Annotated in this window: 9 protein-coding genes and 2 tRNA genes; 7 read left to right on the top strand and 4 right to left on the bottom strand. The window is 67.7% G+C overall.

Translation table 11 applies throughout. The annotated features are described in order from the left end of the window. Positions 1-41: 41 nt before the first annotated feature. Positions 42-1,550 carry a zinc-dependent metalloprotease gene (locus tag ACZYZ3_RS11810; protein WP_463964010.1) on the bottom strand — a complete coding sequence of 503 codons (1,509 nt, stop codon included), beginning with the start codon at positions 1,548-1,550 and terminating at the stop codon, positions 42-44. A 236-nt stretch (positions 1,551-1,786) separates the two neighbouring features. Between ACZYZ3_RS11810 and ACZYZ3_RS11815 the strand changes: the two genes are divergently transcribed. The 4 genes from ACZYZ3_RS11815 to ACZYZ3_RS11830 all read left to right on the top strand — a co-directional run bounded on the left by ACZYZ3_RS11815 (position 1,787) and on the right by ACZYZ3_RS11830 (position 6,622). Further along, the gene (locus ACZYZ3_RS11815) at positions 1,787-2,935 is read left to right on the top strand and encodes a YlbL family protein (RefSeq protein WP_463964011.1); all 1,149 of its coding nucleotides are present in this window, start codon (positions 1,787-1,789) and stop codon (positions 2,933-2,935) included. Between the two features lie 172 nt (positions 2,936-3,107). Then, positions 3,108-6,128, top strand: a complete 3,021-nt coding sequence (locus tag ACZYZ3_RS11820) for a UPF0182 family membrane protein (protein WP_463964012.1) — start codon at positions 3,108-3,110, stop codon at positions 6,126-6,128. Between the two features lie 190 nt (positions 6,129-6,318). Further along, a tRNA-Met gene (locus tag ACZYZ3_RS11825) sits at positions 6,319-6,392 on the top strand. A 156-nt stretch (positions 6,393-6,548) separates the two neighbouring features. Then, positions 6,549-6,622: transfer RNA gene (locus tag ACZYZ3_RS11830), tRNA-Met, on the top strand. Between the two features lie 122 nt (positions 6,623-6,744). On the opposite strand, the gene ACZYZ3_RS11835 is transcribed toward ACZYZ3_RS11830, so the two are convergent. The 3 genes from ACZYZ3_RS11835 to ACZYZ3_RS11845 all read right to left on the bottom strand — a co-directional run bounded on the left by ACZYZ3_RS11835 (position 6,745) and on the right by ACZYZ3_RS11845 (position 11,312). Further along, entirely contained in the window at positions 6,745-8,184 is a 1,440-nt protein-coding gene (locus tag ACZYZ3_RS11835; RefSeq protein WP_463964013.1) for a cryptochrome/photolyase family protein, read from the bottom strand. Positions 8,185-8,349: 165 nt separating this feature from the next. Then, positions 8,350-9,135, bottom strand: a complete 786-nt coding sequence (locus tag ACZYZ3_RS11840; protein ID WP_463964014.1) for a PspA/IM30 family protein — start codon at positions 9,133-9,135, stop codon at positions 8,350-8,352. A 137-nt stretch (positions 9,136-9,272) separates the two neighbouring features. Continuing rightward, on the bottom strand, positions 9,273-11,312 hold the full coding sequence (locus ACZYZ3_RS11845; RefSeq protein ID WP_463964015.1) for a TPM domain-containing protein: 2,040 nt from the start codon (positions 11,310-11,312) through the stop codon (positions 9,273-9,275). Between the two features lie 295 nt (positions 11,313-11,607). Here ACZYZ3_RS11845 and ACZYZ3_RS11850 point away from each other — a divergent pair, with 295 nt between their 5' ends. The 3 genes from ACZYZ3_RS11850 (at position 11,608) to ACZYZ3_RS11860 (ending at position 15,271) form a co-directional block, all read left to right on the top strand. Beyond that, the gene (locus ACZYZ3_RS11850) at positions 11,608-13,272 is read left to right on the top strand and encodes a S1C family serine protease (protein WP_463964016.1); all 1,665 of its coding nucleotides are present in this window, start codon (positions 11,608-11,610) and stop codon (positions 13,270-13,272) included. 230 nt (positions 13,273-13,502) lie between these two features. Beyond that, positions 13,503-14,303 carry an electron transfer flavoprotein subunit beta/FixA family protein gene (locus ACZYZ3_RS11855; protein WP_463964071.1) on the top strand — a complete coding sequence of 267 codons (801 nt, stop codon included), beginning with the start codon at positions 13,503-13,505 and terminating at the stop codon, positions 14,301-14,303. A gap of 14 nt (positions 14,304-14,317) precedes the next feature. Then, positions 14,318-15,271, top strand: a complete 954-nt coding sequence (locus ACZYZ3_RS11860; RefSeq protein ID WP_463964017.1) for an electron transfer flavoprotein subunit alpha/FixB family protein — start codon at positions 14,318-14,320, stop codon at positions 15,269-15,271. Positions 15,272-15,273 lie beyond the last annotated feature (2 nt).

Consider the following 15,273-nt stretch of genomic DNA (forward strand, 5'->3'; position numbering starts at 1 on the left):
CCCGTCCGGAACCAGGGTTCCGGACGGGGCCCGCCGATCAGCTAGGACTTGGGGTTCCCGCCATTGCCGGGGGCGTCGTCAGTCCCGGTCCCGCCGGTGGTCCCTCCGGTTTCCTCCCCGGATGCACCGGTGACTTCCCCCGCTTCGCCCGTGTCGTCGCCGGAGTCGCCGGTGTCTTCCCCGGTCGCCGGGGCTTCCTCCTGCTCCTCGAAGCCGCCGCTGAGCAGCTTCTGCAGGGCGTCGTCAACCTCGGAGTCGCTCGCCTCGGCCAGCTTCCGGCGTTCGCTGAACCCCTTCGGGTCTTCCAGGTCTTCGGCGGTGGGCAGCAGATCGGGGTGCTGCCAGATCGCATCGCGGCCGTCCACTCCGCGTTCGTCCTTCAGCGAGGCCCAGAGGGCGGCGGCTTCCCGGAGCCGGCGCGGCCGCAGTTCCAGTCCCACGAGGGAGGAGAACGCGTGCTCGGCCGGTCCTCCGGTGGCGCGGCGGCGCCGCACCGTCTCACGCAGCGCCGCGGCCGAGGGCAGGAGCTTCTCCGTGGCAGCCCAGCTCAGCTCGTCCACCCAGCCCTCCACGAGAGCGAGGGCGGTCTCCAGCTTCTCCAGCGCCTGATCCTGCGCGGGAGTGCGCTGCGGCATAAAGACACCCTGCGATAGGGCCTCCTGGATGCCCTCCGGGTTGCCCGGATCGAGCTCCCGGGCGAGTTCCTCGATCTTCGAGGTGTCGATGTGGATGCCGCGGGCGTACGCCTCGATGGCGCCGAGGAGGTGCCCCCGCAACCAGGGGACCTGCACGAACAGCCGGGCGTGGGCTGCTTCGCGGACGGCAAGGAAGAGCCGGATGTCGTTCTCCGGCAGGCTGAGGCCTTCGCCGAACTTCGCCACGTTGGATGGCAGCAGCGCCATTTCTAGGTCGGCGAGCGGGACGCCGATGTCCGTGGAGCTGACCACCTCGGCGGACAGGGCGCCGATGGCCTGACCCAGTTGCATGCCGAAGATCGCCCCGCCCATGTTCTGCAGCATGGAGGACGCTCCGCCCATCATGGACTTCATTTCCTCCGGCATCTGCTCGGTCATGGCCGTGGACAGTGCATTTGCGATGCTGTTGGCAACCGGCTCGGTCAGGCGCTTCCAGGTGCCAAGCGTTTCCTCGACCCACTCGGCCCGTGACCAGGCGCGGCCGATCAGGCCCGTGGCCGGCAGCCCGGTGACCTGGTCAAGCCAGAGTTCGGCGAGCCGCAGGGCTTCATCGACCTCGCGCGACTGCTGCGCCGTGACGGACGGGTCGGAACCGCTGGCGGCCACGCGCCGGGCGTTTTCGTGGGCGAGTTGCCAGTTCACGGGGCCCTCCGAGGTGGCGCTCATCATGGCCTGGACCTGGGAGAACATCTGGGCGAGGAGGTTCGGGTCGTCCGGGAGGCCGGCTGCCTTCGCCAGTTCCGCGGGGTCGATGTTCCCCATGCCCTGGCCACCCATCAGGTTCTTCAGCATTTCTGCCAGCGGATCCTTGGGTTCCTCGTCGCCATTGGACGGATTAAGTGGGTTGGAGGTCATGATCCCGCCGATCGTCGGTGTGGCTGCTTCTCACGTTCACGGTACCGCGCAGCCAGCGGGCTGTCTGCCGAAACCCCGCCACGTTCGCTGTAGGCAAAGAGCCCAGCCGGCAGCCGAGCGCGTAGTGTTAGAAACTGGAATATTGGCAGGCAGCAGCCGCGGCTTAGGGCGTGGGCGCGGTGCGCTGATCGGGGGGTCCACTGGGTCCCCGGGCGCCGGCACGGAGAGGTCCTTCATTGACGATTACGCAGGGCGGGCAGCCCGGCAGCGAGCCGGCGGCCGGCCAGACCCGGGGCCGCAGGGCCTTGCTGTCCGGATCACGTTCCGGCCGGCAGCGGGACAACCGCTCATCAGCCATGCTCGTCTCGGGACTGCTGGCACTGGCGCTGGGGATTACCGCCCTGAGCCTGCCTGTCCCGTACGTCGTGGAATCGCCGGGTCCCACCTTCAACACCCTCGGCAATGACAACGGTCAACCGGTCATCAGCGTCACCGGCCGCGAGAGCTTTCCCGCCCAGGGCAACCTGGACCTGACCACGGTCTACGTCGACGGCGGCCCCAACGGGCCGGTGACGGTCCTCGAGGCGTTTTCCGCCTGGCTTGACGGCGCGAAGGGCGTCTATCCGGAGGAACTCGTCTTCCCCGCCGGTGTGACCAAGGAGCAGTCCCAGCAGGAAAGTGCCGTCGCGATGACCACCTCGCAGGAGAACGCCGTGGCCTCAGCGCTCCGGGAACTGGGGATCGCGTTCGAGCAGAAAATGCAGATCGCGGGCGTCCCGGAGGGCTCCGCCTCCGCCGGCAAGCTCCAGGAAAACGACGTGCTGGTGTCCGTCAACGGCAAGCCGGCGACCGCGCTGAGCGTCGTCCAGGCTGAGCTGGCCGCCGGCAACGGCGCCCCGGTGGAGGTCGTCGTCGACCGTGACGGCAGCAATGTGGCCACCAGCATCACACCCGCCAGGACCGAGGCCGGACGGTTCATCCTCGGGGTCCTGCTGCAGTACCAGTTCAAGTTCCCCTTCGACGTCAAGATCTCCCTGGAGAAGGTTGGCGGTCCCAGCGCCGGGATGATGTTCGCCCTGGGCATCGTGGACACCGTCACACCCGGCGACCTGACCGGCGGCAAGCACATCGCGGGGACCGGAACCATCACCCCCGACGGCGCTGTCGGGCCGATTGGCGGCATCAGCCAGAAGATGCACGGCGCACGCTCCGGCGGCGCCACTTTGTTCCTGGCGCCGGCCGCGAACTGCGGCGACGTCGTCGGTCATATTCCGGACGGTCTGCAGGTGGTACGGGTCGAGAATCTTGCCGATGCACGGAAAGCGGTGGAACTGGCCGCGTCCGGGGCCGACACATCCGGGCTTCCGGTTTGCTCCAGCAACTAGACTGGCGGCGGAACTAAGATCCGCCGCCAGTCGTGGCACTTATGACGGCTCCGCCGCCCTGTTGGGGCGGTGCCGGCGGCCGCTAGACTGCAGCAATCTCACGTTCCTGCATCAAGGCACCGCACAGATAACTAAAAACCAGTAACTGACGACCAGCTATGAGGTACCGAGTTTGTCCCGTCCCGCCAGCACTGTCCCGCCCGGAAGACCCCAGCAACGACGAAGCGCACTGACGCCGACGTTGATTGTTGTGGCCTTGATTGTTGTGGGCTTCATCTCCTTCGCCAATGTCTGGACGGACGTCCTCTGGTACCAGCAGCTGGGGTTCTTCGAAGTCTTCCTGACCGAGAACCTGGCACGCATCGCCATCTTCCTGGCCGGATTCGCCCTGATGTTCTCCGCCGTCTTCTTCGCCATCCGGATCGCCTACCACGCCCGCCCCGTGTACGCACCGGACGCGGACATCAGGGACAACCTGAACCGCTACCAGGTTCAGCTTGAACCGATCCGCCGCGTCGTCATGATCGGGCTGCCGGTCCTCTTCGGCCTGTTCGCCGGAAGCGCCGCTGCCAGCCAGTGGCAAAAGGTGCTCCTGTTCCTGAACCAGGAACCCTTTGGCCAGAGCGATCCGCTGTTCGGGCTCGACATCAGCTTCTACCTGATGACCTTGCCGTTCCTGGGCTTCGTCACCGGATTCCTGATCAGCGTCACCATCGTCGCCGGCGTCGCGGGCATCCTGACGCATTACCTGTACGGCAGCATCCGGATCCTGGAACGCGGCATCTTCACCAGCCGCGCGGCGCAGATCCACCTCGCCGTCTCCGGCGCAGTCTTCCTGCTGCTGCTGGGCGCCAACTTCTGGCTTGACCGCTACGCCGCCGTGCAGAACAGCGGCGGCCGCTGGGCCGGTGCGCTGTACACGGACGTCAACGCCGTCATCCCCACCAAATCCATCTTGGCCGTGGCCGCGGTCCTCGTCGCCGTGCTGTTCATCGTCGCTGCCGTGATCGGCAAGTGGCGGCTGCCCGTCATCGGAACCGCCATGCTCGTCATCACTTCCATCCTGGCCGGCGGCGTCTACCCCTGGGTGATCCAGCAGTTCCAGGTCCGGCCCTCTGAGCAGACCCTCGAGAAGCAGTACATCGAACGCAACATCAAGATGACCCGCTCGGCGTACGGCCTCGACAAGATCCAGGAGACCCGGTACAACGCCACCACCAACGCCACCACGGGCGCCCTTGCCCCCGACGCGCAGACCACGGCGAACATCCGGCTGCTGGACCCCAACCTGATCTCGGACGCGTTCTCCCAGCTCGAACAGTACCGGCCCTACTACCAGTTCCCGCGCGCCCTGAACGTGGACCGCTACGAGATTGACGGAAAGATCCAGGACACCGTCATTGCCGTCCGCGAACTCAACCCGGACGGGCTGAGCGCCAACCAGCAGTCCTGGCTGAACCGCCACGTCGTCTACACCCACGGCTACGGCGTCGTCGCCGCCAAGGGCAACAAGTTCACCGTCGACGGCAAGCCGGAGTTCCTGCAGGCCGGAATCCCGTCCACCGGCGTGCTCGGCAATGACTCGACCTACCAGCCGCGGATCTACTTCGGCGAGAACTCTGCTGACTACTCGATCGTCGGCGCACCCGAAGGCGCACCGAACCGCGAGCAGGACCGGCCGGCCGCCAAGGAAGGCGACGGAGAAACGCAGTACACCTTCACCGGCGACGGCGGCCCGAACGTGGGCAGCTTCTTCAACAAGGTCCTCTACGCGATCAAGTTCCAGTCCTCGGACCTTTTGCTCTCTGACGGTGTGAATGCCGAATCCCAGATCCTCTACGACCGCAACCCCCGGGAACGTGTCCAAAAAGTTGCCCCGTACCTCACCGTGGACGGCAACGCTTACCCGGCCGTCGTCGACGGGCGGGTGAAGTGGATCGTGGACGGCTACACCACGAGCCCGTACTACCCGTACTCCCAGCAGGAGCAGCTCTCCGAAGCCACCGCAGACTCCCAGACCACCGCGGGCCGGACGGCCTCCCTGCCGAACACCTCCGTCAACTACATCCGCAACTCCGTCAAGGCCACAGTCGACGCCTACGACGGAAAAGTGACCCTCTATGCCTGGGATGACCAGGATCCGGTCCTGAAGGCGTGGCAGAACATCTTCCCGACCTCGCTGAAGCCGTTCTCGGAAATGTCCGGGGACCTCATGAGCCACGTGCGCTACCCGGAGGACCTGTTCAAGGTCCAGCGGGAACTCCTGGGCCGCTACCACGTCACCCAGGCGGATAACTTCTACACCAACAATGACGCCTGGAGCGTCCCGAACGATCCGACCGTTCAGGACGACGTCAAGCAGCCGCCGTACTACATGTCCCTGAAAATGCCTGACCAGGACAGCCCGGCCTTCCAGTTGACGTCCTCGTTCATCCCGCAGGTGGTCAACGGAAACGCCCGCAACGTGCTTTACGGCTTCCTGGCCGCCGACTCCGACGCCGGCAAGGAGAAGGGTGTGAAGGCCGAGAGCTACGGCCAGCTCAGGCTCCTGCAGATCCCGCCGGAGGCCAACATCCCCGGTCCCGGCCAGGCGCAGAACAAGTTCAACTCGGACCCCACCGTGTCGCAGGCGTTGAACCTGCTGCGCCAGGGCGCGTCGGCGGTGCTGAACGGCAACCTGCTGACGCTGCCGGTGGGCGGCGGCATGGCATATGTGCAGCCCGTCTACCTGCGGTCCACGGGTGAAACCTCCTACCCCACGCTGCAGCGCGTCCTCGTGGCGTTCGGTGACAAGATCGGCTTCGCGCCGACCCTGGATGAGGCACTGAACCAGTTGTTCGGCGGTGAGTCCGGAGCCAGTGCCGGCGACTCGGCCAACAACGGGCAGACGCCCGGCACGCCCACGACGCCGGGCGAGACCCCGTCCGCTCCGGGCAGCACGGACGCCAAGGCGGAGCTGAAGGCGGCACTGGACGCGGCGAACGCCGCCATCAAGGCCGGCCAGGAGGCCCTCGCGAGGGGCGACTTCGCAGCCTACGGCGAGGAGCAGAGGAAGCTGACCGCGGCCCTGCAACGAGCCATCGACGCCGAAGCCAAGATCGCGGCGGCAGCTCCGGCTCCTGCACCGGCGGCCACCCCGGCGCCGGATGCCACCACGCCGGCGGCCACCCCGGCCCCGACACCGAGCAGCTGACGCCCGGCCCGCCGGTTTACGGCTGGCCGATGCACGGCTGAAGGCCGGGTTCGCGCTCCCACCGGAGCGTGAACCCGGCCTTTCCGTTTCCCGCCGGACACGGACGGTCCCATGCCCCGGGGCGGGAGATGCACATCACGCCGCCTCGATTTGGCCTCCAGTTCACCGGCAGGTAGAGTTGATCTTGCGACGCGGGGTGGAGCAGTTCGGTAGCTCGCTGGGCTCATAACCCAGAGGTCACAGGTTCAAATCCTGTCCCCGCAACTGAAGAGAAGGTCCGTCACGCTGGAGACAGTGTGACGGACCTTCTGCTTTAACCCGGCAACGGGTGTCCTGGCACGCGGCCCGTACGGTGGGCCGCCAGTGGTCCGGAGGGGTGGTCCGGGCGGCGCTAAAAGTACGGTAGTGTTGATCTTGCGACGCGGGGTGGAGCAGTTCGGTAGCTCGCTGGGCTCATAACCCAGAGGTCACAGGTTCAAATCCTGTCCCCGCAACTGAAGAAGAAAGAAAGGCCCGGATCAACAGATCCGGGCCTTTCTTGTTGCCCCAGTTGCCCGGTGCTGGGGGTCCAGGCTGCCCCCGGTTCCGTGCGGCCGGATAGGGCCCCGGGCCCGCCTTAGCCGTCCTTGAGCCGCTGGTAGGTCTCCAGCGCCCGGGCACGGGACTCCGGCAGCCCGACGATCGGTTCCGGGTAACCCGCTGCCGAACCATCGCCCTTCCACGGTTCGTGGATCGATTTGTCGTCCAGGCCGGCCAGCTCCGGGAGGAACGCGCGCAGGTAGCGGGCGCCGGCGTCGAACTTCTTGCTCTGGGTGACAGGGTTGAAGATCCGGAAGTACGGCGAGGCGTCAGCGCCGGATCCGGCGACCCACTGCCAGTTCGCCGGGTTGCTTGCGGCATCTGCGTCCACGAGCGTGTCCCAGAACCAGGCCTCGCCGAGCCTCCAGTCGGCAAGCAGGTTCTTGACCAGGAAACTCGCGGCGGCCATCCTGACGCGGTTGTGCATCCAGCCGGTCTGCCACAGCTGGCGCATCCCGGCGTCGACCAGGGGGTAGCCGGTGCGGCCCTGTTGCCAGGCCCCGAGTTCGGCCTGGGAGGGTGTCTGCCAGGCGAAGCGGTCAAACTCGGGCCGGTAGTTCCGGGTGGCCAGCTGCGGGTTCTCGTAGAGCAGCTGCCAGCAGAACTCCCGCCAGCCAAGTTCGGAGCGGAAGATCCCGACGTCGGCCGGCGCCGCGGGCCCAAAGTGTTCCCGCAGCGCGTGCCAGACGCGGAAGGGGCTGATCTCGCCGAACCGCAGATGCGCTGAGAGCCGGCTGGTTCCCTCGACCCCGGGGATGTCCCGGCCGGTGCCATACTCCACGGCCGGACCGTCGAGGAAGTCCTCCAGCCGCTGGTGGGCCCCGGCTTCCCCTGGCTGCCAGGTGGTGGCGAGGCCGGCGCTCCAGTCAGGCCGGCGGGGAAGCAGTCCCCAGCTCTCGAGCGGGTCGCCGGCGGGGAGCCTGCCCGCGGCGTCCACGGCCGGGGCAGGGAGGCGATCCGGGGCGTCCAGGGGGAGCCGGGGCTCCTGACCGTCGAGGCAGGCCCGCCAGAAGGGCGTGAAGACCTTGTACGGCCCGCCCGCCCCGGTCCGCACCGTCCACGGCTCGAACATCAGGTTCGCCTGGAAGCTGGCCGCCGTCAGGCCCTGTTCCCCGGCCCACGCCTTAACGTCGGCATCCACCTCGCGTTCGGGGCCGCCGTAGCGGCGGTTCCAGAGCAGCGTCGAGGCGCCGGTCTCCCGGGCGAGGTCCCGGATGATGTCTGCAGCCGCGCCGCGGCGCAGCAGCAGGCGGGATCCCGTGGCTCCAAGTCCGGCGGCGAGATCCGCCAGCGAATGGTGCAGCCACCATTTCGTGGCGCCGCCGAGGGGCCGCACACCGGGGGAAGACTCGTCGAGGACATAGACCACGGTCAGCGGCTGCCCCAGCGACGCCGCTTCGATCAGGGCGGGGTTGTCGTCCAGCCGGAGGTCGTCGCGCAGCCAGACAAGGGTCGAAGACAGGGTTCCCGAAGACATGGGTCAACGGTACACGCGGCGCCCCGCCCCGCCCGCACCACAGCCGCACCAGCGGGCACCGTCCGTTTCACAGCGGAGGCCGGGCCCGGACCGTCGGTGGACGGTCCGGGCCCGGCCTCCGCCGATCCGGTGCTACTAACCCGGCGGAAACACGCCGGGGTGTGCCTACAGCTTGTCGAAGTCCGTCTCGTCGACGGTGGAACCGGCGGCGCGGTTTTCACCGGCGCCGATGGCGGCGGGGGAGCCGCCGGACTTCAGCGCGGCAAGCCGCGCCTCAATCTCGGTCTGCTCGCCGAGGTCCTCCAGCGAGTTGAACTGTGCGTCCAGGCTGGAGGCGGCGAGTTCCTGCTGGCCGCGCACCTTGGCTTCTTCGCGGCGGATCTTCTCTTCGAAGCGGCCCACCTCGGACGTGGGATCCATGAAGTCAATGCTCTTCATGGCATCGTGCACCTGGGTCTGGGCTGCGGCGGTCTTGGACCGGGCCACCAGCTCGTTGCGCTTGCTGGTGAGCTCGTTGAGCTTGCCCTTCATCTGCCCCAGGCCGTGCTTGAGCTTGTCCACGACCTCGGTCTGGGAGGCGATGCTCGGCTCGGCGGACTTTGCCTCGTTTTCCGCGGACATCTGGCGCTGCAGGGCGACCTTGGCGAGGTTGTCGAACTTCTCGGCGTCACCGATGTCGCCCTTGGCCCGGTACTCGTCCGCCTTGCGGGACGCGGCGAGGGCCTTTTTGCCCCAGTCCTGGGCGTTCTTGATGTCCTCGTTGTAATCGTCCTGGAGCATTCGCAGGTTGCCGATGGTCTGGGCTACAGCCGACTCCGCCTCGGCAATGTTGTTGGTGTAGTCCCGGACCATCTGGTCCAGCATCTTCTGCGGGTCCTCGGCCTGGTCCAGCAGGGAGTTGATGTTGGCCTTCGCCAGCTGCGCCATGCGGCCGAAAATGGACTGCTTCATGGTGTTACCTTTCGTCCTGCTCAGTGGTTCCCACTGAATTTCGGTGAACAGTGAAATGTACCGCTTCTATCCGCCGGCGGGAGCGTTTCCGCTGGCGTGTAGTCTGTGTGTGTCCGTGTCAGCCGGTCCCTGGCCAGCTAGAAGCTGCCGGCGTCTCCGCCGCCGAAGTCCCCTCCGCCGCCGCCAAAGTCCCCGCCGCCCCAGCCTCCGCCGGAATCTCCGCCGCCGCCGCCCCAGCCCCCGCCTCCGCCGCCGCCGTGCAGGATGGAGTTGATCAGGATGCCGCCGAGGATGGCGCCGCCCAGGCCGCCGCCTCCGCCGCCGCCGAACATCCCGCCGCGGCCGTAGCCCTGGTTGGCGTAGTCGCCGAAGTGGTCGACGTCGGACTGCGCCTGCTGTGCCGCCTGCGCCGCCAGCGAGTGCGCCTGTTGGGCGTACTGCAGGGCGGTGACGGGGTCGGTGCGCGAGATGGACAGTGCGTAGTCGAGGTTCCGCTGGGCTTCCGCCAGGCGGGTCCGGGCCTCGGTGCCCACGCCGCCGCGGCGGGCGGTGATGTAGTCCGAGGTCGCGCTGATCTGCGCCTGCGCGGACATGATGGTTTGCTGCAGTGAGGCCTGCGCCCGGCGGGTCTGCTCCTGCTGGTCGCGGATGCCGGAGAGAGCCCCGTCCAGCGACTGGTGCGCCGTCTCGACCCGCTCCAGGGTGGCGATCGGGTCGATCTTGCCGCCCTGGATTTCGGCCTTGACCTGCGCCAGGGCGGCTTCCACCGCGGCGACCGGTCCGGCGAGTTCGGGGTGCGCCCCGGACTGGATCAGGGCCCTGGCCTGGGCCAGGTCCTGGGAGGTGTCCACGACGGCGGACTCCAGGCCGCTGCGGGCCTCGTCAAGGCTTCCGGCGACCTTCGTGATGGCGCCGATCAGCACGTTCGTCTGGTGCAGGCTTTCCTCCGCCGCACGGACGGCGACGGCGGCCAGGCTGCCTTCGCCGGCGCTGAGTTTCTCCTGGGCCGTGACGGAGGCGTTCTGCACGAAGGCGAGCCGTTCCTTGGCCTGCTTGATGTTGTCGCCGACCTGGACCAGGGCACTTTCGGCGTACTTGGCGCGCAGCTCGGCGAGGGACCGCTCGGCGCTGGCGATTTTGGCTTCCGCCTCACTCGCGCCGGCGCTGACGGCGGCCAGGGCTTGCGGGGCATTCTTTTCAAGCTCGCGCAGTGAATCGAAGTCGGCCTTCTGCTCCTGCAGGGAGGCCAGTGCGGCCTCGGAACGGCGGATGATCTCACCGAGCCAGGTCCGCTGCTGCTCTTCGGTATCGGGGATGTGGTCATCGAGCTGCTGCTGCAGTTTGAAGGACTCCGACATGTGGCCCTTCGCGTCCTCCAGGGCCTTCGTGAAGTTCCCGACGGCGGCGTCACCGTATTGGGCCTGCGCGAAGCCAAGTTCCTGTTCGCTGGACTTGATGGCGTCGTCGGCCTCGATCAGGAGTGAGCCGCTTTTGCGGCGCAGTTCCTCGACGGTGAGTCCGGCCAGGGGATCCAGCTCGGCGCCCTGCGGGCCGAAGCCTGCCTGCGCTCCCGCGGCAGCTTTCTTCCGGCGGTTGCGAAGATAGAGGTAGGCGCCCGCTCCGCCTGCGGCAACGACGCCCACGCCGACAAGTACGGCGCTGCCTGCCCCGTCACCGGAGGAGACCGAGCCGCTGCCCCCGCCTGCGGCGTCCCCTACGGCAGCAGCAGTGTCGATGGCTGCCTGGGCGAAGTCCCGCTTCCCGCCGGCAAGGTTGGGAACGATGGCGTTCTGGGTAATGTTGCTGGTCTTGGAGGCGATGGCGCTGGCCGAGTTGGGCGCAAAATAGTACTTGCCGTCGTCGGACATCGTGAGGATGACGTCGGCCTTGCCCATGCCCTTGTTGGTGGCTACGGCGACAGCCCAGGCTTTCGGGTCGGTGGGGTTCTCAAAGGTCTTGGCCGTGACCACGTAGAGGTTGTACTTGTGGTCCTTGAGGAGCTTTTGGATGGCGTCCTGGACTTCACCTGTGCGGCTTCCGAGGAGGTTGCCGCTGTCCGCGATGTTCTGGCCAGACGGAATGGTCACCGGATCTTCGGCGAGGGCCGGAGCGGCAGGAAGCGCCAGCAGTCCGACGACGCCAAGAACGGCGAGGAAACGTTTATAGGTAGACCGCATGTGCAACCCTTCAGCACTTCTGCGACCAATTCGGGCCGAACCGGTCGTCACAGAATGCAGCAGCGCCCCCACGCAGATGTAAAGCCGCAGGTCGCTGTGGCGATTCCATTTGATTCTATGGTGCACCCATTGGGCCGTCCACCGGCGGGAATATGCCACCAGCGAAAAGCGCTGAACCACCGGAGCAACGCCGGACACGACGCTTCCTTTGTCCAGCAATCTCCCAGCAAACGTGCGCCCTAGTATCAGTGAGATCGTCCATAGTTATATAGAGACGAGGATGAAAGGAAGTCTTATGACTGAGAACCCAGCGCAGGGCGCGTCACCAGAGAACCGGGAGCCGGCCACGCCGAACGAGGTCGCTCCGGGGCACCCGCAGGCTGCCCCCGCGCCGGACTCAGCACCCGAGAATCCGACGCTCCGGCTGGACCGGGCCGCGGACAACCCCCCGCAGCCGGTCTACCCGCAGCACCAGCCGTCCTACGGCCGTCCCCCGGCACCGGAGACGCAACAGTTCGGCGCCACCCAGGAACACCCGCAGCGGGGCCAAGCCCCGGGTCAGCCCAGCCCGCAGCCCGCCCCCGGGAACGCCACGCCGGCCGGCACCTCCGCCTTCGGCCAGCCCCAGCAAACGCGTGACCAGCACGCCAACCCGCCGTACGCCCAGGGGCCCTACGGCCAGGCTCAGCAGGGCGGCTATGGGGGCAACCAGCCAGGGTCGCCGTATGCAGCCAACCCCGCCCACGCGCCGAAGCGCAAGGCTGCCTTCGGCGTCCCCACCCTCGTGGCCAGCATTCTCGCAGCAGGCCTGGTCGGCGGCGGTGTGGTCGCAGGCGCCACACAGTTGCTGGAAAGCCCGGCCACCACGTCCACCGGGTCCGGCAGCAGCAGCCAGTCCGGCCCGGTCATCGTGAACAACCGCGAAGACGTGAACGCCATCACCGCAGCTGCCGTGAAGGCCACCCCCAGCGTGGTCACCATCAAGGCGTCGAGCGGCAGCGAGGGCGGGACGGGCTCCGGCATCATCCTGGACGGCGAAGGCCACGTCCTCACGAACACGCACGTCGTCACCCTCGACGGTACGGCGGCCAGCGCCGCGATCGAAGTCCGGATGAGCGACGGCAGGGTCTATAGCGCAGAGATCGTTGGGACGGATCCGCTGTCCGACCTCGCCGTGGTAAAGATCCAAAACGCCTCCGGGCTTGTCCCGGCGGTCCTGGGTGACTCCGGCAAGCTGAACGTCGGCGACACCGCCGTCGCGATCGGATCGCCCCTGGGCCTCACGGGGACCGTGACTGACGGCATCGTGTCAACCCTGAACCGCACCATCAGTGTTGCCTCATCGGCCGCGCCCAAGGAAGGCTCCGACGGCTCGCAGGGCGGCGACCAGGGCTTCCAGTTCGCCCCGCCGGACGGCGGGCAGAGCCAAAGCACCGCCAACCAGGGAACCATCGCGATCAACGTGATCCAGACAGATGCCGCCATCAACCCGGGCAACTCCGGCGGTGCCCTGGTCAACACCAAGGGTGAGATTATCGGCGTGAACGTCGCGATCGCCTCCGCCGGCGGTAACGCCGCCAGCAGCGGCAACATCGGCGTTGGCTTCAGCATCCCGATCAACCACGCAAAGCGCGTCGCCCAGGAGATCATCAGCACGGGCAAGGCCACACATGGCCAGTTCGGCGTGAGCGTGAAGCAGAAGACCGCGGGCGCCTCGGCCGCCGGCTTCTCCATCGGGGCAGAGGTCGCCACGGTGGAGTCCGGCTCCGCCGCGGACAAGGCCGGCGTCAAGGTCGGCGACGTCGTGACGAAGTTCCAGGCCCTCGCGATCAGCGACCCGAACCAGCTGACCGCCGCCGTGCGCGAGCAGCCCGCCGGGGCCTCGGTCAAGGTCACCGTCCTCCGCGACGGCAAGGAACAGCAGTTGGACGTGACCCTCGGCGCGGCCGCCGAGCAATAGGGACAGCACCCGGCGTTACCACCCGAAGGCCGGGGGGCACCACCAGGCGCCGCCCGGCCTTCGCCGTCCCATCCCGGCCCCTGACACAGGCCTTAACCCAAGCCGTGCCTGTGCTCCCCGATATGGTTAGCTAGGATCAACCCGGCACCCCGGGCGTTCCGTGGCCACGACCCCACCCGGCTGGCTGTCCACCCGCATGGAAGGCTGCTGTAAACACAGTGGAAGAGTCATTGAAGATCATCGTGCTGGTCAAGCACGTCCCTGACGCCCAGTTCGACCGGCACCTCACCGGAGAGGGCAACACAGCGGACCGCTCAGAGAGCATCCTGTCCGAACTGGATGAGTACGCCCTCGAAGCCGCACTCCAGCTGATCGAGGCCCGGGGCGGGGAAGCAGCCGGCAACAAGGTCATTGCCCTGAGCATGGGTCCCGCCGGTGCGGTCAACGCAGTGAAGAAGTCCCTGCAGATTGGCGCCACGGAAGGCGTCCACCTCAGCGACGACGCGCTGGCCGGGTCCGACGCCGCCGCCACCTCCCTGGCACTGGCCGCCGCCATCCGCCACCTCGGTGCGGGAACCCCCGCAGACCTCATCATCACCGGCATGGCCTCCACCGACGGCGAAACGTCCCTGGTCCCGGCCCAGCTCGCCGAGCGCCTCGACCTTCCGCAGGTCACCTTCGCGGCCTCGCTGGAGCTCGACGGCGGCAAGCTCACCGCCCGCCGCGACGGCGACCTGCACGCGGACACGGTCGAGGCCACCCTGCCCGCCCTCGTCTCGGTCACGGACCAGATCAACGACCCCCGCTACCCGAACTTCAAAGGCATCATGGCAGCGAAGAAGAAGACCATCACCACGTTGAGTCTCGCGGACATCGGCGTCGACCCGGCCCAGGTCGGACGGTCCGGATCCTGGACCGTCGTCGAATCCGCCGAGATACGCCCGGCACGCACCGCCGGCACCATCATCACGGACGAGGGCGACGCCGGCATCAAGCTGGTTGAGTTCCTGGCCGCCCAGAAGCTGCTCTAAGGGGACTCCCAGACATGGCAAAAGTGCTTGTATTCATCGACAACCCCGGCCCGGCCCTGAAAAAGGCCAGCCTGGAGCTGCTCACCATTGCCCGGTCCCTGGGCGAACCGGCCGTCGCCTTCAACGGAGAGCTGCACGACGACGTTGCGGCGACGCTGGGGGCCTACGGCGTCCAGGCGCTGTACCGGCCCTCCGCGGCGGACCTCGACGACTACCTCGTCGGGCCCAAGGCCTCCTACCTGGCCGCCGCGGTGCAGACCGCTGGTGCCACCGTTGTGCTGACCGAGAATTCGGCGGAGGCCAGGGAAATCGCGGCGAGACTGGGCATTAAGCTAGGTGCTGGCGTCATCACCGACGTCGTCGCCGTGGACCCGGACAGAACCGCGCACAAGTCCGTGCTGGCCGGCTCCTGGACCACCACGGCGAAGGCGTCGACGCCGGTCGCGGTCCTGACCGTCAAATCCAACAGCATCACCCCCGAGCCCGCCGTCACCGGCACCGCGCCGGGAACCGTCACCGTGGAGGTGCCGGAAACCGCCACCGCGGCTTCGGCCCGGATCACGGCCCGCAACGAGAAGGCCGCCAGCGGCCGCCCGGATCTCGCAGAGGCGCGGATTGTCGTGGCCGGCGGCCGCGGCGTCGACGGGAACTTCCGCCCGGTGGAAGACCTGGCCGATGCCCTCGGTGCCGCCATCGGCGCCTCCCGAGCCGCCACGGACGCCGGCTGGATCGGCCACGACGCGCAGATCGGCCAGACCGGCAGGACCGTATCGCCCCAGCTGTACATCTCGGCGGGTATCTCCGGGGCCGTCCAGCAAAAGGCCGGTATGCAGACCGCCAAGGTGATTGTGGCCGTGAACAAGGATGCCGAGTCGCCCGTCTTCGAGATCGCCGACTTCGGCATCGTCGGGGACCTCTTCCAGGTCCTGCCGCAGGCAACCGCAGAAATCAAGAAGCGCAAGGGCTGATT

The sequence above is a fragment of the Pseudarthrobacter linnaei genome, from assembly GCF_055412825.1.

What these genes read in the sequence shown, in the direction of transcription:
- ACZYZ3_RS11810 (WP_463964010.1), bottom strand. Translation starts at nt 1,550, where the DNA reads ATGACCTCCAACCCACTTAATCCGTCCAATGGCGACGAGGAACCCAAG.
- ACZYZ3_RS11835 (WP_463964013.1), bottom strand. Translation starts at nt 8,184, where the DNA reads ATGTCTTCGGGAACCCTGTCTTCGACCCTTGTCTGGCTGCGCGACGAC.
- ACZYZ3_RS11840 (WP_463964014.1), bottom strand. Translation starts at nt 9,135, where the DNA reads ATGAAGCAGTCCATTTTCGGCCGCATGGCGCAGCTGGCGAAGGCCAAC.
- ACZYZ3_RS11845 (WP_463964015.1), bottom strand. Translation starts at nt 11,312, where the DNA reads ATGCGGTCTACCTATAAACGTTTCCTCGCCGTTCTTGGCGTCGTCGGA.
- ACZYZ3_RS11850 (WP_463964016.1), top strand. Translation starts at nt 11,608, where the DNA reads ATGACTGAGAACCCAGCGCAGGGCGCGTCACCAGAGAACCGGGAGCCG.
- ACZYZ3_RS11860 (WP_463964017.1), top strand. Translation starts at nt 14,318, where the DNA reads ATGGCAAAAGTGCTTGTATTCATCGACAACCCCGGCCCGGCCCTGAAA.